Below are 26,493 nucleotides of genomic sequence, written 5' to 3' on the forward strand. Positions count from 1 at the left end.
GGACAACGTAGTGAATCGATCGGCGTGGCTGCGCAGGCGCAGCGGCGTACCGACGACGTTTTGTCGAATTGCCGGTTGCCTGCCTGACGGCGGGAGCCCGGCGCAACCACTTGATTGAGGTATCGAAAATGAGCTTCGAGGGCGTACACACACCGCTGGTCACCCCGTTCGACGCGGACGGCGAAATCGATCACGCACTGCTGGGCCGCCATGCGGCCGATCTCGCGGGCCGGGTGTCCGGTCTCGGCATCGGCGGGACGACGGGCGAATACTACGCATTGAGCTTCGACGAGCGCGTGCGCACCTTCGATACGGTCGCGGCCGCGGCCGGCGGCAAGACGTTCCTGACCGCGGGTATCAACGCGACGACGACGAAGGAGGTGCTGCGCCTCGGCCGCGAGGCGAAACGTGCGGGGCTCGATGCGCTGCTGGTGGCGGCGCCGTACTACGCGCAGCCGACCCAGCAGGAATTGCTCGCGCATCTGCTCGCGGTTGACGACGCGCTCGACATGCCGATCATGCTGTACAACTTCCCGGCCCGCACGGGCACGGCAATCGGCGACGACATTCTCGAGACGCTGCTCGAGCGCAAGAACTTCGTCGCGATGAAGGAAAGCACCGGCGATATCGCGCATCTGCATCATCTGTCGACGCATTTCAGCGGCCGGCTCGTGCTGAGCTGCGGGATGGACGACCAGGCGCTCGAGTTTTTCGCATGGGGCGCGCGCAGCTGGGTCGGCGGCGCATCGAACTTCCTGCCGGAAGCGCACACCGACCTGTTCGACGCATGCGTGAAGCGCGGCGATTTCGCGACCGGCCGCACGCTGATGGCGCAACTGCTGCCGGTGCTCGAGCTGCTCGAGCGCAGCGGCAAGTTCATTCAGTACGTGCGCTACGGTTGCGAGCTGGCCGGCTTGCCGGTCGGGGTCGCGCGCGCGCCGCTCGGTGCGCTGTCGGACGACGAGCGCGACGCGTTCGCGAAGCTCGTGAAGCCGCTGCTGCGCGACGGCCGGTAATTCGTCATGGGCTCGAACCTGGAATTCGCGCGGTTTCCGGCACCGGACGGGATGAACGGATGGTGGGAGAGCCTGCCGCCCGCGCAGGACGCCCGCACCGTCACGTCCGACAGCCGGTTCGACTGGGTCGTCGTCGGCGGCGGCATCACCGGGCTGTGCGCGGCGCGCCGGCTCGCGGAGCTGGCGCCCGGCGCGTCCATCGCGCTCGTGGAGGCCGACCGGATCGGCCGCACGACGGCCGGACGCAATTCCGGATTCTTCGTCGACCTGCCGCACGACATCAGCAGCGAAAGCTACTCGCGCAGCATCGAGGAGGATCGTGCCGATGTGCGGTTTCAGCGGCACGGCATCGACTATGTGCGCGCGATCGTGCGGCGCTTCGGCATCGATTGCGACTGGCGCGACGACGGCAAATTCCACGCGTCGGTCAACAAGAAGGGCGCCGCCGCGCTCGCGCATTTCGCCGACGGCCTGACCCGCATCGGCGAAGCGTTCGAATGGCTCGACCAGGCCGCGATCAAGGCGGAGACCGGCACCGACTTCTACACGGGCGCGCTGTTCACGCCCGGCTGCAGCACGGTACAGCCGGCCGCGCTGATGCGCGGCCTGGCGGCGACGCAACCGGCGAACGTGACGGTGTTCGAACTCAGCCCGGTGACGCGGATCGAACCTCGCGGCGACACGCGTGTGCTGCATTTCGCGGGCGGCACGATCGCCGCGAAGCAGGTGATCCTGTGCACGAACGCGTACGCGGCGACCTTCGGCATGCATTCGAACGGCCTGCTGCCGGTGTATACGTTCGCCTCGCTCACGCGGCCGATGAACGCCGACGAAGTGGCGAAACTCGGCGGCACACGCTCGTGGTCGCTGATTCCGGCCGATCCGATGGGCACGACGGTGCGGCGCCTGATCACCGATCGCATTTGCGTGCGCAACCATTTCGCGTTCCGGCCGGACGTGAAGGTGTCGCAGGCCGATCTCGCGAAGTCGCGGCATCTGCATCAGCGCTCGTTCGAGCGCCGCTTTCCGATGCTCGGCGGCGTCGAGCTCGAATATACGTGGGGCGGGCCGCTGTGCCTGTCCGCCAACAACGGTGCGCTGTTCGGCAGGCGCGACGACGGCCTCTACCAGGCGATCGGCTGCAACGGCCTCGGCCTGAGCCGCGGGTCGGCCTCCGGCAAGCTGATCGCCGAATACGCGCTCGGCGAATCGAACAGCCTCGTGCAGCAGTTGCTGAAGCAGCCGCATCCGCGGCCGCTGCCGATTCGGCCGATCGTCGACCTGGCCGTGTCGGCGACGATCTGGGCCAAGGAGTTCTCGGCCGGTGCCGAGCTTTGATTATTGAGGAAACGACATGACGACCCATCAGGATTGGAAACAGAAGGCGAATGCGTTGTCGCTCGACGGTCGCGCGTTCATCGCGGGGCAACGCAGCGCGGCTGCGTCGGGCGAGACGTTCGCCACGCTCAACCCCGCATCCGGCAAGGTGCTCGCCGCCGTGGCGCGATGCAACGAGCGGGACGTCGAGCGGGCGGTCGTGGCCGCGCGTGACGCGTTCGAATCGGGTGTCTGGTCGAAGGCCGCGCCCGCGCATCGCAAGGCAGTGCTGCTGCGCGTCGCGCAGCTGATCGACGAGCACGCGGAGGAACTCGCGCTGCTCGAGGCGCTGGAAGCCGGCAAGCCGATCGGCGAATGCCTGGGGCTCGACATTCCCGAGTCGGCCGCATGCATTCGCTGGCACGCGGAAGTGACCGACAAGCGCTACGACGCGTTGTCGCCGTCCGGTGCGGGCGTCGTCAGCATGATCACGCGCGAGCCGATCGGCGTCGTCGGCGCCGTGCTGCCGTGGAATTTCCCGGCGCTGATGCTCGCATGGAAGATCGGCCCCGCGCTGTCGGTCGGTAACAGCGTAGTCGTGAAGCCGGCCGAGCAGACCTCGCTGTCGACGCTGCGCATCGCCGATCTCGCGTTGGAAGCCGGCGTGCCGCCGGGCGTGTTCAGCGTCGTCACCGGGTTCGGCAGCGAGGCCGGCGAGGCGATCGGCCGCCATCCGGACGTCGATCTCGTCGCGTTCACCGGCTCGACCGCAACCGGCAAGCGCTTCCTGCACTACTCGGCCGATACGAACCTGAAGCGCGTCGTGCTCGAATGCGGCGGCAAGAACCCGCAGGTGATCCTGCCGGACGTCGCGAACCTCGACGCGGTCGCCGAACAGGCGGTCGCGGCCGCATTCTGGAACATGGGCGAGAACTGCAGTGCCGGCTCGCGGATTCTGGTGCCGTCGAGCCGCAAGGCGGAACTGCTGGACAAGGTTCAGGGCGTGCTCGCCGGCTGGAAGACCGGCGACCCGCTCGACCCAGACGTGAAGCTCGGGGCGCTGATCGAGCAGAAGCATTACGAGAAGGTTCTCGGCCATATCGAGAAGGCGAAGGCGGAAGGCGCGCACGTGGTGTGCGGCGGGAACGCAATTCTCGCGGAAACCGGCGGGTGGTTCGTCGAACCGACGATCTTCGACCAAGTGACGCCCGAGATGAACATCGCGCGCGACGAGGTGTTTGGGCCGGTCGTGTGCTTCATCGAGTACGACGACGTCGACGACGCGGTGCGGATCGCGAACGATACGTGCTACGGGCTCGCAGCGTCGCTGTGGACCGACAACGTGAACAGTGCGCACAAGGTCGCCGCGCGGATTCGCGCGGGAACGGTCACGGTGAACTGCTTCGGCGAAGGCGACCTGTCGACGCCATTCGGCGGCTTCAAGCAGTCGGGGTTCGGTGGCCGCGACAAATCCGTGTACGCGCACGATCAATACTGCGAACTGAAGACCACCTGGCTGAAGCTCGACTGAGAGCCCCGGCAGCACCTTCGCATTTGTCCACCCAGATCAAATAGATGCGGGAGTGGTTGAAGTGGACGGAGGGTACTAGTCGGCATGAGCATCTATCGAAGCCCAGCGTGAGCGGAATGTGAACTGTCTCATGATTGTGCCGTAGACTCCTGACTAGCCTCGCTAGTGGGTTCCATTCTCGTTCTATGACGTTGCGGGAGCAGCCTTAAAACCACGATTCTGCTCGCGAAGGGCCAAGTATATTTACTTAACGACCGTGGTGACGCAGGCGATACAGATCTCCGCCATGGCAGAGTACAAAGGGTACGGTCAATCATCATCCGGCGGGAACCGCAACGGCGCTGCTTTCGTGATTGGAAAGATTGTTGGAGGCGGAGAGCAGCGATGGTTCGACCCGCTGTCATCCGGGAAGGAGATAATTGAGCCTGCTAAGGCAGTGCTGGAGGCCGACAAGGTACGACGGGCGACAAGCGCCGCGCTAGGATGGCATACATGAAATTTTGTCCAGCTAGTATGCAGAAATGAAGCGAACGAAGCAATCTCGTGCGTGGATACTCGGGCATTGCGTCTGTCGTGGCGATATCACTGAAGAATGCGTCTTGCGGTCTCCAAAATTGCTTCCGACAATTGGGCTTAGGCGTTCACAAGCTGAATGGCACCATCGTGACGCTGGTCCAGCGATGGGGCGTTTGCACGCGGGTAGGTGGGCTCGCAACCTGTAGCCTCCGGGTTCTGAAAGCGTCAGCGTACGATGAATGTCTCTGTCTATCGGAGCGAGGCGACCGGCTGGCCGCAACTGTACAACGAAGATCGGATTTTAGAGTGATGCCATGTTGAAAAAGCAGATGTTTTCAGACCGTCTCCTCGCGCAGATGCCGTCACTCCGAGCACTTCGGTGTTTCGTCACAGCGGCACGATACGAAAGCTTCACTCAGGCGGCCGAGGTGCTGTGTGTGACGCAGGCGGCGATTAGCCGACAAATTAAGGAACTCGAGGACTCGCTGGACGTCGCCCTATTCGAACGTACGGGCAGGCATATTGCTTTGACTGATGCCGGAAGAATCCTTTACAACGCGTCGTATCTGTCGATTATGAACATCGCGGAGGCGGCGGAGGCAGTGCGCCGGACCGACAAGCTCGCCTTGATGGTATGCGTGTCACACACATTCTCGGCGCTCTGGTTATCGCCTCGGCTTCCCGCGTTTCGCCAGAAGTATCCCGATTTCCGGCTGCATGTGATGGTGACGGAGCATTTTATGGAGTTGGACGGGCTCATCGAGCCCGATGTCATCATCACGAAAAATCCGCCGCGCGAGCCGGAATTCGAAGTCGAACCGTTGTTCCATGACATCGTTTATCCGGTTTGCAGCCCGTCCTTCCACGATAGGTATTTTCGAGGCCAGTCACTGAAGCCCTTAGACCTGCTTGCCAGCCCAACGCTGAATTTGTCACTCCTCGGTAGAGCGCAAGTATGTGAGCACGTGGATTGGCGAGTATGGCGAAACTGGTTCCAACAAGGGGATGGCACTGATGGGCAGTTCGAAAACAAGCACTTCGAGAGCAACGACTATCGGCTGCTCGTTGCCCAAGCCGAGGCTGGCGAGGGTACGCTGCTTGGTTGGCATCACTTGCTGCATCATCAAATTGACCAAGGCCGGCTAATTCGGCCGGTGCCCGACGTGCTGACGTTTCACGATCGTCATCATTATTTGATTACACATCGCAATTCACGAGCTCGGCCGGAGTATCACCAGTTTCGAAACTGGTTGAACGACGAAGTCGAGGCGATGATGCACGGTTGGCTCGACACAAGCGCGTCGTCTGGCGCTAGCAGTTGAACAAGTTGAATGAGAAGCGGACGAACCGGTTCGACAGGCACCGGAAATACTTGATTCTTTGGACGGCAATTACATAGGCAGTTCCATGGTTAGCCATTCCATCGACGCTAGAAGCGGAGATTCGAAGCAGATCCGTTTCGGAATCGTCTTACTACCCAATTTCACTCTGACCGCATTCTCCGGATTTGTCGATTTGCTGAGGTTGGCGAGCGATGAAGGTGATTTGAGTCGCCCAGTCCGTTGTTCCTGGACGATCATCGGCGAAAGTCTCGTGCCAGTGCGTGCGAGTTGCGGTATTCAAGTCGCCCCTTGGATGACTTTTGACCACGCTGTTGCGTTCGATTATGTCGTCATAGTCGGTGGGTTGTTGCATTCGGGGCCGCCAGCTGGTGACGCAACGCTTGCGTTCATCCGCGCAATGGCGGAAGCATCGGCCACGCTTGTGGGGATTTGTACCGGTGCGTTCGCACTGATGCGGGCCGGTACAATGAACGGACACCGTATCTGCGTCAGTTGGTTTCACTATTGGGATTTCGTCGAGCGTTTTCCGGGAGCTGACGAGCGCAATATCGTTGCAGATCGACTATTTGTGATCGATAGACGCCGCATTACGTGTTCGGGTGGACGTGCTTCGATTGACGTTGCGGCAGCTATTCTGTTGCGCCACGTCGACGCGACAATAGTACAAAAGGCTCTTCGCATTCTGCTCGTGGACGATGCACAGAAGGGTAATGCACCACAACCTCATCCCCCGGGCCTGGCGCCTGCGGCGCATCCGAAGGTCCGCCGTGCGGTCCTCCTGATGGAGCAACATATCGGCCAACCGCTTGGTCAATCGGAACTGGCACGCCGGCTTGAAGTGTCGGTTCGGCACCTCGAACGGCTATTCGTTATTGAAACCGGGAAGACGCCTCGTGCTTATTGGAGACATATCCGAATCCGGATGGCGTCGTGGCTACTGACGAGTTCCGATCGGACTATCGCGGATATTGCGATGTCGTGCGGATTTTCGGACGCGTCGCACTTCGGTAGGGAGTTTCGGAAAGAATTCGATGTGTCGCCGAACGTTTATCGTGCGACGCGGCTGGCAAACATTCAAACAACGCCCGACATTTAAGGCATTCTGTAGCTCAACCTCGCGAATATACCTGATGTCCGCAACGAAGCCGACGATTCGCTGCCTGCCTAGCCAGATGGTTTTGATACCAGGCTCACCATCGCCTTCGAGCGAGGAGGCCGCCGAGCGTGGCGACGAGCCGTACCACTTCATTCAACTGCGGCGGGTTGTCGGTCGGGCTCTTCTTGTTGAAGATTTAGGCCGCCTTCCATTCGTCGGGCTCAAACTGTAGTGGTCTAATGAAGCCGGACACTGATTTAGGCGAGAATGTTCGCCATGAAGAGGTGTCTGATGAGCAAGCAACGACGTACGTTTTCCCCGGAGTTCAAACAGCAAGTCGCCTGTCTGGTGCTCGACCAAGGCTATAGCCATATGGAAGCAAGCCGCTCGGTCGGCGTCGGCGAGACGGTGCTGCGCCGCTGGGTGCAGCAACTTCAGATGGAACGCCAGGGCATCACGCCGCAGGGCAAGGCAATCACGCCGGATCAACAACGTATTCAGGAACTCGAGGCGCGTATCGAACGCCTCGAGCGTGAGAAAGCCATTTTAAAAAAAGGCTACCGCGCTCTTGATGTCGGAAGGCATCGAACGTACGAAGTAATTGATCAGATTGGCGCAAGCGAATCGGTCGAGCTGATCTGCGCGGTATTCGACGTGTCGCGGTCCTACCTGTATGCAAACCGAGGGCGAGCCCGAGGCGTTGATGCCGAGCGCATGGCACTGCGTAGCCGGGTACACGAGTTGTTCATCGAGAGTCGAAGCTCTGCTGGCAGCCGCAGCATCATGGGCATGATGCGCGAGGAAGGTACAGCGATTGGCCGCTTCAAGGTCAGCCGCTTGATGGAAGAACTCGGGCTGATCTGCAAGCAGCCGGGCCGCCATGCCTACAAGCAGGTCACGGTCGAGCGGATCGATATCCCGAACCATCTCAATCGCGAATTCGAGGTTGGTTCGCCGAATCAGGTGTGGTGTGGTGACATCACGTATGTCTGGGCGCAGGGCCATTGGCATTATCTGGCCGTAGTACTCGACCTGTTCACGCGTCGGGTTGTTGGCTGGCCGTTCTCGACACGCCCTGATGCCGATCTGGTCGTGCAGGCGTTGGAGATGGCCTATGAGCAACGTGGTCGACCGCAAGGCTTGCTGTTTCACTCGGATCAAGGCGCCCAATATGCAAGCCGGAAATTCCGTCAGCGCCTCTGGCGCTATCGGATACAGCAGAGCATGAGCCGTCGAGGAAATTGTTGGGATAACTCCCCGATGGAGAGGCTGTTCCGCAGCTTCAAGACCGAATGGCTACCGTCAGTGGGCTACATGTCGGCGCAGGAGGCACACCGGGACATCAGCCACTACCTGATGCACCGGTACAACTGGATACGGCCGCATCAGTTCAATGACGGACTGGTGCCGGCGGTTGCGGAAGAAAAACTTAACGCAGTGTCCGGGATTAGTTGACCACTACAAACAGCAGTCCGGCAGCGAGGTCCGGGCAAGTGCGGCCTAATCTCAGGAGACGTAGAATGCGCCACGCCACCACCATGAACACGGCCAGAATCAGCAGGACGAGCGACCGTAGTAGGCTGGGCGGCGGCGGGGCTAGATCGCCCGGCGCGCGGCGTAGCGCTTCCCCGTGATCGACGGCAGCTCGCCGAACATCGCGCGATAGTCCTGCGCAAAACTGCTCAGGTGCCAGAAGCCCCATTTGGTGGCGGCAGACGTCACCGAGTCGCCGAGCCGGAGCTCGCGGCGCACGTGATTCAGCCGCACGGCAGGTAGGTACGCCATCGGGTTCAGGTTCAACGTATCCCGGAATGCGTACTGCGTGGTGCGCCGGCTGACGCCGAGTTCCACGCACAGTTCGGCGATCGACAGCGGGCAGGTCGATGCATCCTGCAGCCGCTCCCGCACCGCACTGACCAGCGACCAGTATTTCGTCGGGCGCACGATCCGTGCGCCGGCGTCCGGCGTGGCGGCCGTCATCACTTCCGAGATCGCCTACAGCACGGTGCGTTCGAGCAGTTCAATCCTGTCCTGCGTCGACACGTCGTCGACGCGTGTGGTTTTTACGGCGGCGACCAGCGTCTGGCGCAGCAGGTCGCGCAGATGGTCAGCCACACCGGTCGCCATCGGGATCACCGGCGCGTGGGTGCGAGCGCGCAGTGACTCGGCCACCGTGCGCAGCGGTGGCGTCGACAGTTTCTCCGGCTCGATTTCGACGTTCACGAGCAGATGGCGGTCAGGCGAATAGAACTCGAATTCCGGCTGGCTCGAGAACACGTGTAGGCTGTCGCGCCCGCTCTTCTCGCCGCACAGGCGCGCGTGGCCTTCCAGTTCCAGCGGCACGGCGACGGCGATCCGCACCAATGGCACCGCGCCTTGTTGCAGGATGACCTTGTCGAGATCCTCGACCAGCAGCTTGATGCCGCCCAGCGACATGATCGACGACGAGCCGTGAAACGGGCCGCCCGAGATCTGCGTGTAGTTCATGTTCCAGCCGTCGAACGCGCGCGCCTGGTCCTCCACGTCGGTGAACGCGCAGAACGCGACCGTTCGCGCGAACAGCGGGTCGCCGGAGAAATCGCTCGGGTGGGCAGACGGCGTAATCGAGGGGCGGGCCGGATCGATTCATTGTAGCCGCTCGCCGCGCCGGTCAAAAAAGCGCAGGCCCGGTGTTGCCTCGTCAAAAACCGGAGTTGCCAAGATCCGATAGTGGAAAACCTTCGGCACCCTATCTTTGGCACCAATACGACGCTGGAGAGACGGTGACGGAACTTCCCCGTGGCGGATTCTGGAGAAACTGCGTCGGCAATCAGTCGTGCGTGGCCGCGCACCTGGCGTCGCCGACCAGCGAGGCCGAAATCGCGGCGCTGGTGCATGCCACGACGCGGCGGGGCAAGCACGTGCGGTGCGCCGGGTCCGGGCACTCGTTCACGCCCGTCGTGGCCACCAGCGGCCTGCTGCTGTCGCTGCAAGATTACCAGGGCATCGTGGCGGTCGACGAAGCGCGCAAGCGCGTGACCGTGAAAGCCGGCACCAAAATCACTGCGGTGACGCGGCACGTGAAGAAACTCGGCCTGTCGCTCGTCAACCAGGGCGACATCGATTCGCAGGCGATCGCCAGCGCGTTGGCCACCGGCACGCACGGCACGGGGACGACGCTCAGCAACCTGTCGTCGCAGGTCGTCGGGATGCGCATCGTGCGCCCGGATGGCTCGATCATGAAGGTAAGCGACCGGCAGGACCGCGACCTGCTGCATGCGACGCAGGTGAACATCGGCATGTTCGGCGTGGTGTCGGAGATCACGCTGCAGGTGACCGATGCGTTCTGGCCCAGTCCGTTTCGAACGGAAACGTCGACATCGGCACGCAGCCGGTTTCAGTCAGCAGCACCTGCTGCTCGAGCTTGACTCCTTCGTCGCCGCCTTCCGCGCCGATATAGCTTTCGATGCACAACGTCATCCCGCTCTCGAACGTGCCGTCGTAGCCGGCGCTGTCCCAATCCATGTAGTACGCGACGGACGGATACTCGTCCACCATGCCGATGCCGTGCGCGAGGCAACTGTAGCGATTCTGTTGATACGCGTGTGGCATTTTCCAGCTGCGCTTCGCGAACTCACTGAATGCCATGCCGGACACAGCAAATCCATGTTGGTCATCAGCTGCGCGTACGCGGCGGCATAGAGCTGGCACTGGGCGTCGGTCGGGCGAACATGGCCGACCGTCCAGGTTCTGGAAATATCCGCGCAATAGCCGAACGGGCCGACCAGACCGGTATCGTCTCGATCCATTCCCCGCCAAGCCGGATATTCTCGTAGTGCAGGTGGGCCCGGAGATCCTATTCGCTCATTCCCGGCGTCAACAAGTTGCGCATGCGCCGGATGCCGGGCTCGCACACGTCGACGGCGGTCTTGATCAATTGCAGTTCGTCCGCAGATTTCACGGCGCGCGCGTGTTCCATCAGCGCCTGCCCGTCCGCGACGCGCACGCCTTCTTCCTGCCGCGCGCAAAAGCCTTCGGGCGTCGAGCCTGTCGACTGCGATGCGCATCTCCGACGGCGTGTGCTGGCGCAGCAGATCGGCAACTTCGCGCGCCCACTGTCGGGCCTTGTGCGCCGATTCCGGGCCCGCACTGAAAATTCCAGCACGTGGCGCCGCGCAGCTCGATGTCGAGCGTGCTGTCTTTCCACACGTGCTCGCAATTGTGGAACTCGAAGCCGATGACGGGCCCATGTGCAAACACGATCACGTAGCGCGTCGGATTACGCCCGGTCCAGACCTGCATGTTGGACGTATCGGTCGCATAGCGGATGTTGACCGAGTCGTACAGGACGATGGCCGGGCAGTCCCGCCGAACGAGTTCCTTCCTGACCCGATCGATGCGATACGCGCGCACGCGCTCCATCAGATCGTCCGGAACGCTCGCGGCCCCGTTCGTTTGCATCGTTGTCGCCGCATGAAGCGTGCTGACCGCTGACATTGCTCCTCGAGTTCGTCGTTATGGATCCGTCCGGACTCATGGCAGCGCCGCGCTTGCCGCTTCGTGCGCGGGCGGGATCCTTTGAATCAGTATCGAAACGCCGAAAGGGCCGGTCAACGCGCTATATTTTCATAATCACATTACATTAAATTATACGAAGGACGGTACTTGACGATGGCCGCGATGTCGTCGGGTTCGACAGCAGGCGACGCGAGCGAGCGGCATCATGCCGCTACCGTTCGAATCGGGATCGCCGGCGGCAACCGGGCCGGCGCGGCGCGTCACCGAACCGGAAGTTCCTCGCGTAACCAATCGATCAACTGCGTGACCGTGGGCGTCAACGAACGGCCGTGAGGCACGATGACGAAATAGGCATCGCTCGTCTTGCACGAACCGACCGGCATCCGGACCAGCTCACCGGTCGCCAGCAGGTCGTGCACGAGTCGGCTCCAGCCAAGCGCGACACCCTGCCCGTATCGGGCTGCCTGTACTGCATCCGTGTAGAGGCTGCAGCGCAGCGCGTAGTTCAGCTTGGCCGGACGGTGGCCGACCGAGCGGAACCACGCTTCCCAGCCCATCCAGCCTTCGGACGTCGAGTCGGATTCGATCAGCGGAAGCGCGCCGAGCGCCTCGACGGATGCCGGCATGCTGTTTTCCCCGATGAAGGCGGCCGAGCACACCGGAAACACTTCCTCGTCGAACAGCAGGATGGAGGTTCCGTCCGCCCACTTTCCGTCGCCATAGCGCACCGCGACGTCGACTTCCACTTGGCGGAGGTCCGCGGTAAACATCTGGGTCGTCAGCCGCAGCTTCAGTGACGGGTTCAGGTGCTTGAGCTTGGGCAGCCTCGGCAGCAGGCGGAACTGCGCGAACGATGCGGTCGACGCGAGCACGAGCTCCTGCTGGTCGGCGCCCGTCGACAGACGGTCGAATGCGCCGGCGATTCGCTGCATCGATTCGGCGACAGCGAGATAAAGCATTTCGCCTTCGTTCGTCAGCGAGATCGAGCGGTGTAGACGATGGAAGAGGCGCACATCGAGCGTTTCCTCGAGGAAGCGCACTTGCCGGCTGACCGCCGCCTGGGTCACGCCGAGTTCGGCCGCCGCGTGGGTGAAGCTGCCGAGGCGGGCGACTGCTTCGAATTCGACCAGTGCAGTCAGCGACGGCACGATCCGCCGGTATCCTTTTGTTCCTTTCGTCATTTGAGTCTGTTTTTCGTGCGGCCGGGGCGAATCGTGTGTCTCCAAATTGTACCGGTCAAGTCGCCGATGTTGCGATGCGGGCTCGTACCGACTCGCGCGTTTCCAACGCGCGGATTCGGGTTAACCAAGGGGCCGGCGGCGTGCGCGTTCTTGCATAACATAAAGTAATGCGACCGAGAAAATATAGCGCGTTGACGCGTGAAATTGCCCCTCCAATACTTCGCTCAAAGTTTGAAAAAAGCATAGCGAAAATCAACCCCATTGGAGGTGTACGATGTCTGCCGTTCCGCTCAAGACCCACCGTGAACTGCTCGACAGCCGCAAACCCGGGCACGGGCTGCCGGCCGGGCTTCTCGGCCGGCAGGATGTGTTCGAGACGGACGTCGAAGTGTTCTTCGAGAAGCTCTGGATCTTCGTCGCGGTGACGGCCGACGTGCCGGAGCCGGGCGACGTCTACGCGGTCGATATCGGCAAGTCGTCCATCCTGGTCGTGCGCGACGACGACGAGAACATCCGCGCGTACCGCAACGTATGCCGCCACCGCGGCGCGCGCCTGATGAAGAGCGCGACGAAGGCCACCGTCGGCATGCTGGTTTGCCCGTATCACCAGTGGACGTACGACCTAGACGGCAGCCTGAAGCACGCGACGCACATGGGCAGGGATTTCGACACGAAGTGCCGCAGCCTGATCCCGGTGCACGTAAAGGTGGTCGGCGCGCACGTGTTCGTCTGCCTTGCCGACGAAGCGCCGGAGGATTTCTCGAAGCTCGAGACGGTGATGGCGCCGCGATTCACGCCGCACGACATGCAGCGCACGAAGATCGCGCACGAGATGACCATCGTCGAGAACGGTAACTGGAAGCTCGTGATGGAGAACAACCGCGAGTGCTATCACTGCGGCGGTACGCACCCGGAGCTCACGCAATCGTTCCTTGCGCACGACTTCGGCTTCTGCCCGGATGGCCAGAGCGAGGAATCGCTACGCGACTACGACGCCTATCTCGCCCACAATGCCGCGCGCAAGAAGGAGTGGGAAGACGACGGCTATATCTGCGAGGCGTTCGAATCGGTCGAAGAGAGCGTCCAGACCAATTTCCGCACCCAGCGGCTCGTCATTGCCGGCGCCTGCGAATCGCAGACGATGGATACCAAGGTCGCGTGTACGAAGCTGCTCGGAGATCTGCCGCGCCGCGATCTCGGCGACGTGCATATGTGGACCCATCACTCGTGGACGCACGTGATGAGCGACCACGCGGTCGTCGCGTACACCCTGCCGACCGCACCCGACAGGACGGTCGTGCGCACGGTGTGGCTCGTGCATGCGGATGCGGTCGAAGGCGTCGACTACGACGTCAAGACGCTGACCGAAGTGTGGGTCGCCACGACCCGGCAGGACGCCGACCTCGTCGGGATCACGCATAGCGGGACGCAGGACCCCGCCTATGTCCCTGGCCCGTACTCGACGTATACCGAAGGCGCGCTCGAACAGTTCGCACGTTGGTACGACGCGCGCCTGAAGGCTCACGGCATCTGAGTATCGTCATGACTGTCAGAGATAACCTTTGCGTGGCCGATCCGGCCGCCGCCGCGACCAATCGTTTCTCGGATCCCGCTACCTGGGAACGCGCGGACGTCCAGTGGGACAGCAGCGAACAAAAGACGCTGGTGTGCTGTCGCGTGCGGGACGAGACGCACGACGTCCGTACCTTCGTGTTCAGCGCGAAGGACGGGCGTCCCTTCAGCTTCGAGCCCGGCCAGTTCATCACGGTGTCGGCCGACGTCGACGGCGTGCCGGTCAGCCGTTGCTATACGGTATCGTCGCCGCCGACGCGGCCGTACACGTTGTCGATCACGGTCAAGCGCGCGCCTGGCGGCGTGATGTCGAACTGGCTGCATGCGAACATGCGGCTCGGCGTCGAACTGCACGCGTTCGGCCCGTCCGGCATTTTCACGCCGGCGTCGGGGCCGGCCGCGAAGGTGCTTTACCTGTCCGCCGGCTCGGGCGTGACGCCGCTGATGTCGATGACGAGAGCGGCGATTGACCTCGGACTGAATCGCGACATCGTCTTCGTGCACAGCGCGAGAACGCCCGCCGACATCGTCTTTCGCGATGAGCTGGAGCGGTTGAGTGCGGAAGCCGACCGCCTCAAGGTGATCCATATCTGCGAGGCCCCGGGAACCGAGCCGGATTGGCGCGGACCGACCGGCCGGCTCAGCCTCGAACTGCTGCAACAGCACGTTCCGGACTATCGCGACCGCGAAGTCTTCACGTGCGGCCCGGCGGGCTACATGAACGCCGCTCAGGCACTGCTCGCGCAGGGTGGTCATGATCCCGCCCGCTATCACCAGGAAAGCTTCAACTTCGCCGAAACGGTCGAACCTGCCGCGGACGCGGTCGACGCGCCGCAACAGGGGGCCGAGGCGGGTGTCCGCACGTATACGGTTCGCCTCGCCAAGTCGGGCAAGACCTTTCCGATGAGTGGCGCGGAGACGGTGCTGTCGGCCGCGCGCAAGGCGGGCGTCGCGCTGCCGTCGTCGTGCAGCCAGGGCATTTGCGGAACATGCAAGACCGTGGTGCTCGACGGCACGGTCGACATGCAGCACAACGGCGGTATCCGTCAGCGGGAAATCGACAAGGGGCTGCGCCTGATGTGCTGCAGCCGTCCCACGTCGGATCTCGTGCTCGATCTGTAGCGGCCGTCGTCCCGACACCAGTCGACCCCGTCGTCCTTCCGGCGTTGCCACCGTGCCTGATACCCCGGCTTTCCTCACTTCACGCCCGCGCCATTTCGGCTTTCTCTCGCTGCCGTCGTATTCGATGATCGCGTTCTCGCATGCGATCGAAGCCCTTCGCGTGGCGAATTACGTGGACCGTACCGAACACTATCGCTGGACGGTGTTCTCCATCGACGGCCACCCAGTCGAAGCCAGCAACGGCATCGCGATGCGGCACGCGCATCCGCTCGTCGGCGCCGCGCCGCCGCCGAAGACTACCAAGGGCGCACGCCGCTCGTGATCGCTGCACGCAGCAAGGCATCGACTTGCCGGCGATCTTGTTGGCAGCCGGCGCTGACCCCACGATTGTGGACGCCAGCGGCGCTTCGGCGCTTTTCTACTCGTTCTTGCTCTCGCAAACCGACAAACGCCACACCGCGCTGCCGCGGTTGCGCCAGCTCGTGGCGCCCGGCGTGCCGCTCACGGCGGACCGCTTCGGCCGCACCCCGTTGAAGATGGCCGCCGCGATGCATCGATGGACGGGCGGCGACGCTCTAGCGGAGTGGATGCGCTCGATGGGCGCCGCGATCCCACGCAGCGCGACCATGAAGGGCGCACGGCGCTCATGTTCGCGGCCCACGCCCAGTCGCTGGCCTGCGTCGAGTTGCTCGCGCTGGCCAGCGACGTGGACGCCCACGACGCCGACGGCCACAGCTCGGCGCAGATTGCGGCCGAAGGTGGCGAACAGGTTCCGACCGTCTCGACGCGAAGGGACGTCTTCGTCGACTTCCTTTTCTGGGATTTCGCAGGGCCGTTCATGCGGGAGCATGACCCGTATTGGGGGGCGTCGTGCGTCCCGCGGATCGAGCAAGATGTGCTCCGGCGCGCGGCCGCCCGCGGCATGAACACGAGTCGCCTCTTTCGCGCTGAAAACGCAGGCAGCTAGCCGGGCGACCAGCCGGCGAACCTGCCGCGTTGTCAACTCCAGCCGTTCGGCCGCCTGGCCGGGCTTGAGCCGATACTCGGCTACCACCTCAATGACCTTGAACCGGTCCACTTCACGCATCGTCATGGTGATCGTCCCAGTCGCGTTCATCGCCGGCGCTCCCTGTGGGGTGTCGGCGATCAACCTACAGGCCAAAACACGACATTTTTATTTAGCGGAAACGCGACATCTGAACTTGGGACCTACATTTTTTCGATTGATAATACATATTATGTCAACGTAAGAGGCTGATTTCAGCGGCCGCTACTGGCTTTACCCGCCAAGACGTCGTCGATTCGTCGTGTGTGATTCGACCTCGTGAAGCAGTCGATGGTTTTTCGAATAGTAGAGCTGCCGGGTACGTAGACCCGCCTGCGGTCGCCTTGCGTCCGTAGCGTGTAGGCTCACGACTGCATGGCCGCCATTGTCGTAGCCCATTTATGCAGTTCTTCGAACATACCGGTCTCATCTAGGCGATTGGTTCACTCTGACGAAAAACGCCATCCTCACCGATGAATTTCATACAACGCCTTGAAAAGTGCTCGAAACCGCCGCTGTGCCTTATTGAATACGGTTCGAGAGGATTATTACATTGGCGTGATCTATGGGCGCGATTAGCAGTTTTGAAGGGCTTCAACACATGCTGTGGCTCGCAGTATCTCGGCCGCAAATGTATCTCGGCAGGAATTTCAGGGCCTCCGCGCCGATTGATCGCGGTCCAGACCGATATTGGCCTGCAGTCGAGCAAAGCCGTCACGTCACAGAACGATGGAGAAACTGTCTGAGGAGGAGGGCCAAAGAAGCATCCGTCAAAATTGCGCGAAACGCTGTGAGATGGGTAGGCAACTCAGGCCCCGCGCTACCGCACTGCGGTTGTGCCTCATTAGTCCCCGGAGCGTGCAAATTGTCGCAGTGCATCCAGATCCAGTATCTGAATCGACCCGTACTCAGCGACCACTAACCCTGCATCTTCCAATTCGTGGATGGCCCGATTAGTGTTCTGCCTCGACAGACCGCAAAGCCTCCCAATCTCTTCCTGCGAGAAGCCCAACGTCTTGTCCGTGGCTGGATAGAGCTGCTGATTGAAAAGCTCTGCCAAACAGAATGCCACCCGCGCAGATGCTTCATGCAGCCGCAGGTTGTGTACCAGCCCAACGTAGTAGCCACATCGCGCGTTGAGTTGATCGATCACGTATCTGCTGAAAGAGTGACTCCGCTCAAGGAGCCAAAGGAATGTCGACTTGGGTACGAATGCTAGGCGACTATGCCGGATCGCAACAACAGAATAGGGTCGTGGCTCGTCTTTCAACACAACACCCTCACCGAACCAGGAGCCGGCAGGGACGCCCGCAAATGTGATGGCCCGCCCCTCCCTCGAGGCGGTATCGACCTTCACGATCCCTTCCATCACCGCAAGCCAGTGGTCGGCAGGGTCTCCTCGATGGCACGCAACGGTACCAGCATCGTAGGATCGATCAAAGCTATCACGCAGCACTCGGGTCTTCGCCTCCACAGAGAGATTCGCGTACCACGGTGCTCGCAAGAGAAACGCCTCCAGAGTTAGATGGCCAGATTTGCTCGAGCCCTCATTGCGATCACAAAGCGATGAGTCGACCAAGCCGCTGGATTTTGACCGGACGACGGGCGGAACTCGCATCGTTTCCGCTCGTTTGGCTTGCATGCCGTTCACGTGGTTCATCATTTGGAGCCAGTATTGCGCAGTTGCATGATTTACCTTTGCGCGGAGCGCCCGAGCCGACGTGATACCGCGGGCATGTGGCAAGCTCCGTGCAAAACCCGCAGTCTTCCCGATTTCGGCCCAATTCCCGCTTCCGGCACCGCTCGAAACGGGATGAGGCGTGAATTTTCGTTAAGTGAAATATGCATTCGCTTTAGACTATGTCCCGTGAGAGAAGCTGTCAAGCAAAGCATGGGTAGGTGTTTGTACGTAGATGGCTATAATCTCTACTATTGGAATGATCGACGCACCGGTCAATTCTCGTCGAGAAGCAGGCATAACTGAAATGGAAATTCCACATATCCCTCCGCGCATCCGGATTCGTCGCCGGGGTGCCGACAAACATCCGCTGATCCTCAAGGCCGCACGAGATTTGGTGGCGGAGTCTGGGTTCCGAGAAGCCCAGATGTCGTTGATTGCGGAAGCCGCCGGCGTCGCGATCGGCACGTTGTACCGCTACTTTCCGTCCAAGACCGAGCTGTTGGTAGAACTCGTGAAGACGACGGCGCAACGGGAAGTCGACGTCGTAGCCGGCATCGCCATGCGTGATGGAGCAGCACTAGAACGCCTTGGCGCGGCTGCCTGGACTTTCGCGAGTCGCGCGTTGCGAGGCCGGCGCTTGGCCTACGCCCTAGTCGCTGAACCCGTTGAGCCGGATGTCGAAGCCGCTCGGCTCACTTATCATCGAGCACTGGCCCGGGTATTCAAGACGATCATCGAGCAGGGTATGGCGAATGGAGAGTTCCCCCCACAGGATGCCGCCGCATCGGCAGACTGCATAGTCGGCTGCCTGTTCGAAGGTCTAGTGGCGCCGCTCGCCAACAACGCTGCAGCGGATGCCGTCCAGACGGCCGCCCACGGCTCGGCCATCATCATGTTTTGTCTGAGAGGGGTTTCGGGCTTACAAGCGCCCGCCTTTAGGATTCCGACTGTGTAGTCGCTCCTCCAGGAATGAGCCGCTCTCTACCGGCGAGCCGAAGATGACGATTTTAACCCGCGACCGCGCCCTCTACCGGATTCTGTCGCGCCGACTACATCTAAGTCTTTTGCGCTGCGCGGATGTGCTGCCAGCTTCGTGTATTCGGCCGGCAGCACAAGAGGATTGAAGTTGTGAGGTGATTTGATTGCCCGCTGCAAAGTCGCCGCAGGCAGCGGATCAATTAGCGCAGGTATAGCTTGTGGCGACGTTCACGTCCCCGCTGACGTACTTCGGCCACTGGGGGTACTCGCACAGAGGCCGCGTGCGTCCCGCAGTGGGTGGGTTCAAGTCGGTAATGACGAGATTCTGCGGAGCCGTACCCTTCGTGACCCAGTTGTCCAAAGCAGTAAGCCCGTCATATGCCCCCTCAAACTGCCCCCCGAAGCCGTGCGCAGCGCCGGGAATCAAATAGAACTTGAGGAAGGAAGACAACGCATCCTGTCCGTAGTCTGCCAGCAATCGGTTGTAGTAGTCGATCGACATTTGGGCCGGAATGTATTGGTCTGATAGCCCGTGCTGGAGAATCACCTTCCCACCTCGGTTCTTGAAGCTGTCCAAATTGACGGTTGTGGAATCCACCATTTGACTCACTGTCTGGGTTCTTGCGGTGAGCGTCCCTGGATTGGCGAAGTTGAAGGACATCAGATCAAGCGAGGGATCCCTTGCAATGGCGTATCGCAAGAGGCTATTTGGGAAGGCATAGAAGAACGACCACTTATCCTCTGGACTTGTCGCGGGATCCAGTACGGCGTCGCCTTGAGAATCACCCAGCGGAAGCAATGGACCACCCCAGAAATCGGTGCCAGCGAGCACGTTGTATCCTGGGATGTTGTGAAGCCCGTTTGCGAAATCAAAGCTCGTATTCAGCGGCGTGGCCATGGTATTGACGGTGCGGATCTGAGCGTCTGACAGGCAAGTGTCGCCCGTGTCGGTGCCCCCTGGGCATCGGACCGTAGCCGGGTCGAACGCGCAAAGACTGGGGTTGCTGATCAGGCCATCTGCCACGCCGTCGAGGCTGTCACAGGCCGACATCACGGCCTTCTTGAGAACAGCGGCCTTGCCAGCGTTGATGAAGCCACCTGGCGCGAGCGAGGCCTGAGAGATTCGCCCCATCTGGAACGCCAGCCCCATGAGCCCGGACGCCGGATACGTCGCAATGATGCCGTCGTAGTCTGAGGCGTACTTCTGCGCAGCGATGAGCGCCTGACGACCGCCGCCAGAACCTCCAATGTAGTAGCTATGCGCGAACGTCGCCCCGTAGCGCTGCTTGGTCAAGAACAGAGCGACATCGTGCGTTTTCTTGATGTGGTCACCGGCATAGTTCGCTAACGCTTCATCGTTCTGAGCGAACCTGCCATCCCCAAAGCTTCCTTCGTGCCCACTATCGCTCGCAAGCGTCACATATCCGCGCGCCAGTGGGGTCAGGATGCCCTTCGGTTCGCCATAGAGTGTGAGGCTGGTGTTTGTGAAGCCTGTTGTGTCCGGAACAGTGCCATCAAGCCCGCCACCACCGAAGTGAACAGATTTCCCGTTCCAAGTGGATGGCAAATCCACTTCGAACTTGATGTCCGGTGCAGCCGGGTCCACGGGATGAATCCCTCCCACGACCTTGCAGAACTCGCCATTTGTATTGCCCGCTGCTGTCGCAGAAATTAGCGTTGCAGAAGAAATCGTGGCGCCAGTCGTTGGCAAACCAATCGCGGAGGCTGGTACGGCCGAACCCTGCAGCGCCGCGCACTGCTGCGCCGGTGTTAACTGAGGCGCGGCATCGGCTACGACAGAGTCGCTACCTCCTCCACAACCAACGACGAGCAAGGCTGATAGTGTTGCCACAGCAGGTGCAAGCCATTGCGGCCTGACTTTCGTGAACTTCATGACGTTGTCTCCTAGCAGACGCCGGGACTTCTAGTTGTCCACGCGTCGATATCGTTCAAGTAAATGATCTTTCGAGATACGCCGTCATTGACGACCTTGGCGACAGAGGATCTCGATACCGACCATACCGACCCGGCCTGCGGAGGATTGTCTTGTGCAAGACGATTTGAAATCTCGGGCCGTATTCGATCGAAGATGTAGAAGTAATCAGCTTGGCAGCTTCTCGTGCTTGACAGATATGACTTGGCCGTTGTGGGCGCTGCATTGCCGTTCCTCATAAAACAGATGGGGGTGGATGCAGCAACGGCCGGATTCATGGCCAGCTCGGTGCTGTTCGGCAGGCATTGTCAGGTTGCGTGACGGGTCGTATAAGATGGCGCGATGAAGAACTAGAAATCGCTGTATTACGATCACCTGTGCGATTCACCGACATCGCTTCACTTTTTAGCGCGCCGATGATGTTCGGCGAGGGTCTTATCGACGCCATTCGCGATGCCGAATTCGCTCTTTGGTTTCGTCGTGGGCGCCTCTCCCATTCGCCGCCAGAGGTGTGATATCGCTTGGCTCCGCGATACGATCGGCAGGCGTTTTGCCGCCAAATGAGTGGTGCGAGCGCCGCCAGTTGTAGTCGAACTGCCACTCCTTAATGCGTTGGTCGATCGCACTCTCGGTCGGCGGATGATACGACCGGAATTCGTTGCGGTTGGTGAGCTGTGAACGCTCCACCTTGCCATTGAGGTTTGGCGGGCGTGGCGGGATCGGTCGGAATTTGACGCATTCGCTCATTAGGCGCCGTTGTACCGACTCGGCGAAGAACTCGCCGCCTCGATCGGCCTGGATACGCTGGATTGTGAGCGGCATCTCCTCAATGACGCGATCAAGAATGCGCAGTGTATTTCGGGCGTTTCTGCGTGGGGCAGATTGCCAGTACCCGGGACCGAGAGAAGTCGTCGATCGCCGTGTACTGGTATCCGCTTTGACGATCTCGGAGATCCCAATGCTATTCCTATATCGACGACGCAGCGCTGTACCACCAGTTTTGTCCCAGGACTACGCGCTATCCAAGCGTACCGGTTTCTACGCACTGGGAGCGTTCCAGCGCGCGAACGGCCACACGCTCAGCACACCGACGTTCACGGCGGCAGGCGCGACGAACCGGCAGATCGATGCAACAGCATCAATAGGCGACGGCTTCCAGTCGACTCCGTCGTCCTCGAGCCGTATGTTCGCAGCAGGGTTAGGTATCGTCCACCGCTTCTAAGCACCGACGGGGTTTCCTTGCGACGGTCTACGGCACAACCGTGACTATCCGTCCCGGGGCTAACTGAAAGCGCAGAACCCGCCAAATGCACGCGGGGTTCTACTTTTGGCTCTGGTTGCCTGCAAAACCATTGGAGCAAGACCGTTTTATCTGGTCGCAGGCCGACGGCGGAAAGATTCCTCTGACGAGCGCCCAACTGTCGATGGTACTCAAGGGCATCGACTAGCAACATCCGCGACATCCTGCCGCTCTGTCGATGTTGTAAACCGCACCGAAGCCTCGTAAACTGCGACGCGTGTCCAAAGATACGCCGCTTTCGGCTATCGTCGCTGAGCTCAAGGCTCGGGTCCTCGCGCAGCAAGCATCGATCGCGAACATGGTACGGGGGATTCCCGGCACGCGTGCACACTGTGCCCCATTGTCCGGTAGCCACGCTGGCGCTTCTCTACATGCGCATCCAACCTCGCCATCTTAAACTTCATCTCGGCGTACACGCACAACCTGACTGTTTATTCGCATATCTATATTTCTTCACGAATCTCCAAATCCTACGGCATCGAATTCTTGAAGATGATACGTTTCCATCAAAACAAAGACGAAAGCTCGAATAATGGCAACAACCGCACTTGCAAATCAATTACTTCACTCCCCTTCTGCTCAGCCCGATGCATGTCGAATGCAGATCTTCCCGAAGTGTTGCGCACATGCCATGTAATCGAGTGCCAACCGCAACGATTCGAAATCAAATACCCGATCAATGACCGGACGTAGTTCATGTAGTGCGATTGCAGCTGCCATCGCTTCGAAATCGTCTCGATTTCCCACAGTAATGCCCTGCAGGCGGATATGGCGCGTCACAATTTGGCCGAGCGGGATCGTCGGCTCCGAACCTGCAAGCACGCCAATCATACTCAGCGAGCCACCGGTGCGAACCGCACGTAATGACTGTTCTAGTGTGCCGGCCCCGCCTACTTCAACAACATGATCGACACCGTGACCACCAGTGATTTCTCGCACGATCTTTCCCCACTGAGGATTCTCGCGATAGTTCACTGTTTCATCCGCCCCCAACGCACGCACTCGAGCGAGCTTTTCATCGCTGGATGAAATCACGATCGCGCGGGCACCGAGCAGTTTGGCAAACTGAAGAGCGAACAGGGATACACCGCCGGTTCCTTGTATGAGCACCGTTTCCCCCGGTCTGAGATTCCCCTCAGTGACCAACGAACGCCAGGCCGTGACCGCTGCCGTCGGCAGCGTTGCCGCTTCGACTTCGTCAAGATGTGCCGGTGCCTTACTTACCCCTTCGGCCGATAGGACGAGATAATCCGACATCGTACCGTCCTGCTCGCAGCCCAGGCTATATCGGAACCGCTCGTTACTGGGCGGCCCCCCCAGCCAACTTTGGTAGAACAGCGGACATACTCGGTCGCCAAGTTGAACTCGGGTAACTCCGGCACCGACCGCATCGACGATACCGAAGCCGTCACTTAGCATAATGAGCGGCAACTGCTGCATGCGCTTTCCATAGCCGCGGAATGGAATTAAAGAATCCCGATAATTCAGGGCTGCTGCCCGCATCCTGATGCGCACCTGCCCGTCGCGCGGCTCGGGAATTGGGCGCTCTCCAATGCGGAGATTGTCCATGGTCCATTCGTTTTCAACCTGATATACACGCATGATTTCTCCGGGCAATTAATCCACACAGCAATCGCCATATTCACAAAATACGAATTTTCTATCTACGGAGTAACTTACCCTCTTCACCTCTACGCCCGATTTGCGAGCATCGTTGATACGATGCACGACTTCCAAAAATATCACGTTCTAGTCGAGAAAGCTCATCATTCAATGCCAAAGAAAACTGATTCGTTAGGAAGATTAACCCGCGGTGTCCAACATTGCCTGCCGGGAATTTTCTGCCCGCCGCTTTTTCCGAAGCTGAAAGCGACCGGCAAACTCCCCTACTATGCCCTTCCGAAATAGAAGAACGCATACAATGAAGATGAGGCCCGTGACGATCGTGACGGATTCGCCAAGATCACGGAACCATTCGATTTGCGTCAGATTCGCCAGCCCGTCTCCAAAATCGCTCAATCGATTTTCCAACAAAATGATAACGAGTGTACCGACCACCGGCCCTGTCAACGTTCCCAGTCCGCCGACAAGCGTCATCAGGATGACGAGGCCCGACATGGTCCAATGTACGTCTCCCAATGTCACAAATCCAAGCACCACGGATTTTGTCGCACCGGCCAACCCTGCCAATGCAGCCGACAACACGAAGGCGAGCAACTTGTAACTGTCGACGTCGTAGCCAAGGGAGATAGCGCGAGGTTCGTTCTCCTTGATCGCCCTCAACACATGACCGAACGGTGATTGCACTATGCGCAGGATAGCGATATATCCCGCGACCGTGATGACGAGAACGACGTAGTACATCGTCATATCGTTGGCCAAATTGAACATGCCCAGCAACCATCCCCGAGGCACATCCTGCATGCCATCTTCACCGCCAGTGAAACGTGCCTGCAGGCAGTAGAAATACAGCATCTGCGCGAGGGCGAGCGTAATCATCGTAAAGTAGATGCCCTTTCGGCGGATTGCCAGCGCGCCCATCGCGAGACCCAGCACTGCCGCGCCGAGCGTTCCTGCAATCACCCCGATCTCAAACGGATAACCCATGTCACGCAAGACGTATCCGGCAATATAGCCCGCACCCCCGAAAAGCGCGGCGTGTCCGAATGAGAGCAACCCGGTGAAGCCGATCAGGAGATTGAAGGCGCAGGCAAACAGCGCGAAACAGAGCAACTTCATCAGCAGCACCGGATAGATGAAAGCTGGTGCGACCAGCATCGCGATCAGCGCGATCGAATAGCCGATTTTCTTGTTCACCTAGATACTCCTCAATTCCCTTTACCGAACAGCCCCGCCGGGCGAAACATCAGCACGACCGCCATGACAATGAAGACGACCGTCGCTGAAACTTCCGGGTAAAAGACGCGCGTCAATCCCTCGACGACACCCAATCCAAGGCCAGTGAGGATCGAACCCACAATCGAGCCCATTCCGCCGATGACTACGACAGCAAACACCGTGATGATCAGGTTCGTTCCCATCAACGGCGATACCTGAACTATTGGAGCGGCCAAGACGCCAGCCAGCGCCGCCAGTGCGGCACCGAAGGCGTAGGTTAGCGTGATCATCACCGGCACGTTGATGCCGAACGCTTCAACCAGCTTCGGATTCTCCGTTCCCGCGCGCAGATACGCGCCGAGCTTCGTCCGTTCGATCACATACCAGGTCGAAAAACAAACGACAAGGGAGAGAACGACGGCCCAGGCACGATAGGCAGGAAGCAGCATGAAACCGAGATTGAGCGTGCCGGCGAGCACACTTGGCGCTGAATAGGGTTGCCCCGATGCCCCGTAGATCGACCGAAACAGGCCCTCCACTACCAGCGTGATGCCAAATGTCAACAGCAGACCATAGATGTGGTCGACCTTGTAAAGCCAACGCAGCATGGTCTTTTCGAAAATGCCCCCCAATACGCCGACGACAATCGGTGCGGTGATCAACATGATCCAGTAGTTGAGCCCCAGGTAGCTCAGTCCCATCCAAGTCAGTAGTGCACCAAGCATGTACAGCATGCCGTGGGCAAAGTTGATGACGTTGAGCATCCCAAATATCACGGCAAGGCCGAGTGAAAGCAGTGCGTAAAACGAACCATTGACGAGACCGATCAACAACTGGCTCGTCAGTGCCGGCAGCGGAATTCCCAGTAGTTCTTCCATGTTTCCCTCACTACACACCAAGCAATTCGGTCAGAACAGGCTTCTTCTCGTCAAGTTCATCGGCCGTGAAGTGCTCGATCGCACGCCCATGCTCGACGACATAGAAGCGGTCTGCCAACGGCGCGGCGAACCGAAAATTCTGCTCCACCATCACGATGGTGTAGCCTTTCTCCTTTAGTTTGCTGATCATGCGTGCGAGTGCGCGCACGATGACTGGTGCGAGCCCTTCAGAAATCTCGTCGAGCAGAAGCAGCCTCGCGCCGGTACGCAGGATCCGCGCTACCGCGAGCATCTGTTGTTCTCCGCCCGATAGGCGCGTTCCCTGGCTGCGCCGGCGCTCGGCAAGATTAGGGAACAAGTCGTAGATTTCGTCGATCGACATGCCGCGATCCGTCTTAGATACCATCGGCGGCAACATCAAGTTCTCCTCGGTCGACAGCCCCGAGAAAATGCCGCGTTCCTCGGGACAATAACCGACACCCAAACGGGCAATCTTGCAGGTGGGCAGATGGATGGATTCCGTCTCGTTGATCTTGATGGATCCCCTTCTCGTACCCGTCAGCCCCATGATTCCGCGCAGCGTCGTCGTACGGCCGGAGCCATTGCGCCCAAGCAACGTGACGACCTCGCCCTTGCTAACCGAAAAGCT

At 60.3% G+C, this 26,493-nt stretch carries 21 protein-coding genes and 6 pseudogenes; 13 read left to right on the forward strand and 14 right to left on the reverse strand.

Annotated elements, in window-relative coordinates:
* Nucleotides 1–128 precede the first annotated feature (128 nt).
* The 5 genes from U5A56_RS35335 to U5A56_RS35355 all read left to right on the forward strand — a co-directional run bounded on the left by U5A56_RS35335 (nt 129) and on the right by U5A56_RS35355 (nt 6,819).
* Nucleotides 129–1,016 carry a dihydrodipicolinate synthase family protein gene (locus U5A56_RS35335; RefSeq protein ID WP_257775775.1) on the forward strand — a complete coding sequence of 296 codons (888 nt, stop codon included), beginning with the start codon at nt 129–131 and terminating at the stop codon, nt 1,014–1,016.
* A gap of 6 nt (nt 1,017–1,022) precedes the next feature.
* Entirely contained in the window at nt 1,023–2,354 is a 1,332-nt protein-coding gene (locus tag U5A56_RS35340) for an NAD(P)/FAD-dependent oxidoreductase (RefSeq protein ID WP_257775774.1), read from the forward strand.
* Between the two features lie 16 nt (nt 2,355–2,370).
* Nucleotides 2,371–3,864: an aldehyde dehydrogenase gene (locus U5A56_RS35345; RefSeq protein WP_257775773.1), complete on the forward strand. Its 1,494-nt coding sequence runs from the start codon at nt 2,371–2,373 to the stop codon at nt 3,862–3,864.
* A gap of 830 nt (nt 3,865–4,694) precedes the next feature.
* Nucleotides 4,695–5,702, forward strand: coding sequence for a LysR substrate-binding domain-containing protein (locus tag U5A56_RS35350; protein ID WP_257775772.1), 1,008 nt, complete (start codon nt 4,695–4,697; stop codon nt 5,700–5,702).
* Nucleotides 5,703–5,787: 85 nt separating this feature from the next.
* On the forward strand, nt 5,788–6,819 hold the full coding sequence (locus U5A56_RS35355; protein ID WP_257775771.1) for a GlxA family transcriptional regulator: 1,032 nt from the start codon (nt 5,788–5,790) through the stop codon (nt 6,817–6,819).
* A gap of 60 nt (nt 6,820–6,879) precedes the next feature.
* Here the strand turns inward: U5A56_RS35355 and U5A56_RS35360 are convergent.
* A pseudogene (locus U5A56_RS35360) lies at nt 6,880–6,972 on the reverse strand (hypothetical protein); the annotation flags it as partial.
* Nucleotides 6,973–7,110: 138 nt separating this feature from the next.
* Between U5A56_RS35360 and U5A56_RS35365 the strand changes: the two are divergent.
* The gene (locus U5A56_RS35365) at nt 7,111–8,274 is read left to right on the forward strand and encodes an IS3 family transposase (RefSeq protein ID WP_257775770.1); all 1,164 of its coding nucleotides are present in this window, start codon (nt 7,111–7,113) and stop codon (nt 8,272–8,274) included.
* Between the two features lie 7 nt (nt 8,275–8,281).
* Here U5A56_RS35365 and U5A56_RS35370 read toward each other — a convergent pair.
* From U5A56_RS35370 to U5A56_RS35380, 3 genes and pseudogenes are all read right to left on the reverse strand, one after another.
* Nucleotides 8,282–8,371: pseudogene (locus tag U5A56_RS35370) on the reverse strand (IS4 family transposase); the annotation flags it as partial.
* Nucleotides 8,372–8,415: 44 nt separating this feature from the next.
* Entirely contained in the window at nt 8,416–8,799 is a 384-nt protein-coding gene (locus U5A56_RS35375; protein ID WP_257775788.1) for a helix-turn-helix domain-containing protein, read from the reverse strand.
* Between the two features lie 15 nt (nt 8,800–8,814).
* Nucleotides 8,815–9,342: a hypothetical protein gene (locus tag U5A56_RS35380; RefSeq protein ID WP_257775769.1), complete on the reverse strand. Its 528-nt coding sequence runs from the start codon at nt 9,340–9,342 to the stop codon at nt 8,815–8,817.
* A 296-nt stretch (nt 9,343–9,638) separates the two neighbouring features.
* Between U5A56_RS35380 and U5A56_RS35385 the strand changes: the two genes are divergently transcribed.
* Nucleotides 9,639–10,226 carry an FAD-binding protein gene (locus U5A56_RS35385; protein ID WP_257775768.1) on the forward strand — a complete coding sequence of 196 codons (588 nt, stop codon included), beginning with the start codon at nt 9,639–9,641 and terminating at the stop codon, nt 10,224–10,226.
* Here U5A56_RS35385 and U5A56_RS35390 read toward each other — a convergent pair.
* Together U5A56_RS35390 and U5A56_RS35395 are read right to left on the reverse strand one after the other, a co-directional pair.
* Nucleotides 10,120–11,295: pseudogene (locus U5A56_RS35390) on the reverse strand (M24 family metallopeptidase). The gene U5A56_RS35385 and the pseudogene U5A56_RS35390 sit on opposite strands and share 107 nt — an antisense overlap.
* A 281-nt stretch (nt 11,296–11,576) precedes the next feature.
* Nucleotides 11,577–12,497, reverse strand: coding sequence for a LysR substrate-binding domain-containing protein (locus U5A56_RS35395; protein WP_257775764.1), 921 nt, complete (start codon nt 12,495–12,497; stop codon nt 11,577–11,579).
* A 274-nt stretch (nt 12,498–12,771) separates the two neighbouring features.
* On the opposite strand from U5A56_RS35395, the gene U5A56_RS35400 reads away from it, so the two are divergent.
* The 4 genes and pseudogenes from U5A56_RS35400 (at nt 12,772) to U5A56_RS37260 (ending at nt 16,158) form a co-directional block, all read left to right on the forward strand.
* A complete protein-coding gene (locus U5A56_RS35400) occupies nt 12,772–14,031 on the forward strand; it encodes an aromatic ring-hydroxylating oxygenase subunit alpha (RefSeq protein ID WP_257775763.1) in 1,260 nt (419 codons plus the stop codon).
* 8 nt (nt 14,032–14,039) lie between these two features.
* The gene (locus U5A56_RS35405; RefSeq protein ID WP_257775762.1) at nt 14,040–15,191 is read left to right on the forward strand and encodes a hybrid-cluster NAD(P)-dependent oxidoreductase; all 1,152 of its coding nucleotides are present in this window, start codon (nt 14,040–14,042) and stop codon (nt 15,189–15,191) included.
* A gap of 52 nt (nt 15,192–15,243) precedes the next feature.
* A pseudogene (locus tag U5A56_RS37255) lies at nt 15,244–15,483 on the forward strand (GlxA family transcriptional regulator); the annotation flags it as partial.
* A gap of 354 nt (nt 15,484–15,837) precedes the next feature.
* Nucleotides 15,838–16,158, forward strand: coding sequence for a hypothetical protein (locus U5A56_RS37260; RefSeq protein WP_415749257.1), 321 nt, complete (start codon nt 15,838–15,840; stop codon nt 16,156–16,158).
* Here the strand turns inward: U5A56_RS37260 and U5A56_RS35415 are convergent.
* Nucleotides 16,156–16,308 (reverse strand): annotated as a pseudogene (locus U5A56_RS35415) (transposase); the annotation flags it as partial. The gene U5A56_RS37260 and the pseudogene U5A56_RS35415 overlap by 3 nt on opposite strands.
* Before the next feature lie 772 nt (nt 16,309–17,080).
* On the reverse strand, nt 17,081–17,878 hold the full coding sequence (locus tag U5A56_RS35420) for a Crp/Fnr family transcriptional regulator (protein WP_257775761.1): 798 nt from the start codon (nt 17,876–17,878) through the stop codon (nt 17,081–17,083).
* A 343-nt stretch (nt 17,879–18,221) separates the two neighbouring features.
* On the opposite strand from U5A56_RS35420, the gene U5A56_RS35425 reads away from it, so the two are divergent.
* Nucleotides 18,222–18,872, forward strand: coding sequence for a TetR/AcrR family transcriptional regulator (locus U5A56_RS35425; protein WP_257775760.1), 651 nt, complete (start codon nt 18,222–18,224; stop codon nt 18,870–18,872).
* 219 nt (nt 18,873–19,091) lie between these two features.
* Here U5A56_RS35425 and U5A56_RS35430 read toward each other — a convergent pair whose 3' ends face one another.
* Both U5A56_RS35430 and U5A56_RS35435 read right to left on the reverse strand, forming a co-directional pair.
* Nucleotides 19,092–20,789 carry a tannase/feruloyl esterase family alpha/beta hydrolase gene (locus tag U5A56_RS35430; protein ID WP_257775759.1) on the reverse strand — a complete coding sequence of 566 codons (1,698 nt, stop codon included), beginning with the start codon at nt 20,787–20,789 and terminating at the stop codon, nt 19,092–19,094.
* 437 nt (nt 20,790–21,226) lie between these two features.
* Nucleotides 21,227–21,759, reverse strand: a pseudogene (locus U5A56_RS35435) (integrase core domain-containing protein); the annotation flags it as partial.
* Between the two features lie 376 nt (nt 21,760–22,135).
* Between U5A56_RS35435 and tnpB the strand changes: the two are divergent.
* Nucleotides 22,136–22,276 carry an IS66 family insertion sequence element accessory protein TnpB gene (tnpB, locus tag U5A56_RS37265; RefSeq protein ID WP_374692796.1) on the forward strand — a complete coding sequence of 47 codons (141 nt, stop codon included), beginning with the start codon at nt 22,136–22,138 and terminating at the stop codon, nt 22,274–22,276.
* A 431-nt stretch (nt 22,277–22,707) separates the two neighbouring features.
* Here tnpB and U5A56_RS35445 read toward each other — a convergent pair whose 3' ends face one another.
* The 4 genes from U5A56_RS35445 to U5A56_RS35460 form a co-directional block, all read right to left on the reverse strand.
* A complete protein-coding gene (locus tag U5A56_RS35445; RefSeq protein ID WP_257775758.1) occupies nt 22,708–23,730 on the reverse strand; it encodes a zinc-dependent alcohol dehydrogenase family protein in 1,023 nt (340 codons plus the stop codon).
* 201 nt (nt 23,731–23,931) lie between these two features.
* Nucleotides 23,932–24,945 carry a branched-chain amino acid ABC transporter permease gene (locus U5A56_RS35450; protein WP_257775757.1) on the reverse strand — a complete coding sequence of 338 codons (1,014 nt, stop codon included), beginning with the start codon at nt 24,943–24,945 and terminating at the stop codon, nt 23,932–23,934.
* An 11-nt stretch (nt 24,946–24,956) separates the two neighbouring features.
* The gene (locus tag U5A56_RS35455; RefSeq protein ID WP_257775756.1) at nt 24,957–25,844 is read right to left on the reverse strand and encodes a branched-chain amino acid ABC transporter permease; all 888 of its coding nucleotides are present in this window, start codon (nt 25,842–25,844) and stop codon (nt 24,957–24,959) included.
* 10 nt (nt 25,845–25,854) lie between these two features.
* On the reverse strand, nt 25,855–26,493 hold a 639-nt coding region (locus tag U5A56_RS35460; protein ID WP_321927142.1), incomplete at its 5' end, for an ABC transporter ATP-binding protein.

It is taken from the genome of Burkholderia sp. BCC1998 (assembly GCF_905339875.1).
GTDB lineage: Bacteria > Pseudomonadota > Gammaproteobacteria > Burkholderiales > Burkholderiaceae > Burkholderia.

Excerpts from the sequence above, each read along its gene's own strand:
- U5A56_RS35365 (WP_257775770.1), top strand. The coding sequence starts at position 7,111 with ATGAGCAAGCAACGACGTACGTTTTCCCCGGAGTTCAAACAGCAAGTC.
- U5A56_RS35400 (WP_257775763.1), top strand. The coding sequence starts at position 12,772 with ATGTCTGCCGTTCCGCTCAAGACCCACCGTGAACTGCTCGACAGCCGC.
- tnpB (WP_374692796.1), top strand. The coding sequence starts at position 22,136 with ATGCACGCGGGGTTCTACTTTTGGCTCTGGTTGCCTGCAAAACCATTG.
- U5A56_RS35375 (WP_257775788.1), bottom strand. The coding sequence starts at position 8,799 with ATGACGGCCGCCACGCCGGACGCCGGCGCACGGATCGTGCGCCCGACG.
- U5A56_RS35355 (WP_257775771.1), top strand. The coding sequence starts at position 5,788 with ATGGTTAGCCATTCCATCGACGCTAGAAGCGGAGATTCGAAGCAGATC.
- U5A56_RS35445 (WP_257775758.1), bottom strand. The coding sequence starts at position 23,730 with ATGCGTGTATATCAGGTTGAAAACGAATGGACCATGGACAATCTCCGC.
- U5A56_RS35345 (WP_257775773.1), top strand. The coding sequence starts at position 2,371 with ATGACGACCCATCAGGATTGGAAACAGAAGGCGAATGCGTTGTCGCTC.
- U5A56_RS35425 (WP_257775760.1), top strand. The coding sequence starts at position 18,222 with ATGGAAATTCCACATATCCCTCCGCGCATCCGGATTCGTCGCCGGGGT.
- U5A56_RS35395 (WP_257775764.1), bottom strand. The coding sequence starts at position 12,497 with ATGACGAAAGGAACAAAAGGATACCGGCGGATCGTGCCGTCGCTGACT.
- U5A56_RS35335 (WP_257775775.1), top strand. The coding sequence starts at position 129 with ATGAGCTTCGAGGGCGTACACACACCGCTGGTCACCCCGTTCGACGCG.
- U5A56_RS35420 (WP_257775761.1), bottom strand. The coding sequence starts at position 17,878 with ATGCAAGCCAAACGAGCGGAAACGATGCGAGTTCCGCCCGTCGTCCGG.
- U5A56_RS37260 (WP_415749257.1), top strand. The coding sequence starts at position 15,838 with ATGTTCGCGGCCCACGCCCAGTCGCTGGCCTGCGTCGAGTTGCTCGCG.
- U5A56_RS35350 (WP_257775772.1), top strand. The coding sequence starts at position 4,695 with ATGTTGAAAAAGCAGATGTTTTCAGACCGTCTCCTCGCGCAGATGCCG.
- U5A56_RS35430 (WP_257775759.1), bottom strand. The coding sequence starts at position 20,789 with ATGAAGTTCACGAAAGTCAGGCCGCAATGGCTTGCACCTGCTGTGGCA.
- U5A56_RS35455 (WP_257775756.1), bottom strand. The coding sequence starts at position 25,844 with ATGGAAGAACTACTGGGAATTCCGCTGCCGGCACTGACGAGCCAGTTG.
- U5A56_RS35340 (WP_257775774.1), top strand. The coding sequence starts at position 1,023 with ATGGGCTCGAACCTGGAATTCGCGCGGTTTCCGGCACCGGACGGGATG.
- U5A56_RS35405 (WP_257775762.1), top strand. The coding sequence starts at position 14,040 with ATGACTGTCAGAGATAACCTTTGCGTGGCCGATCCGGCCGCCGCCGCG.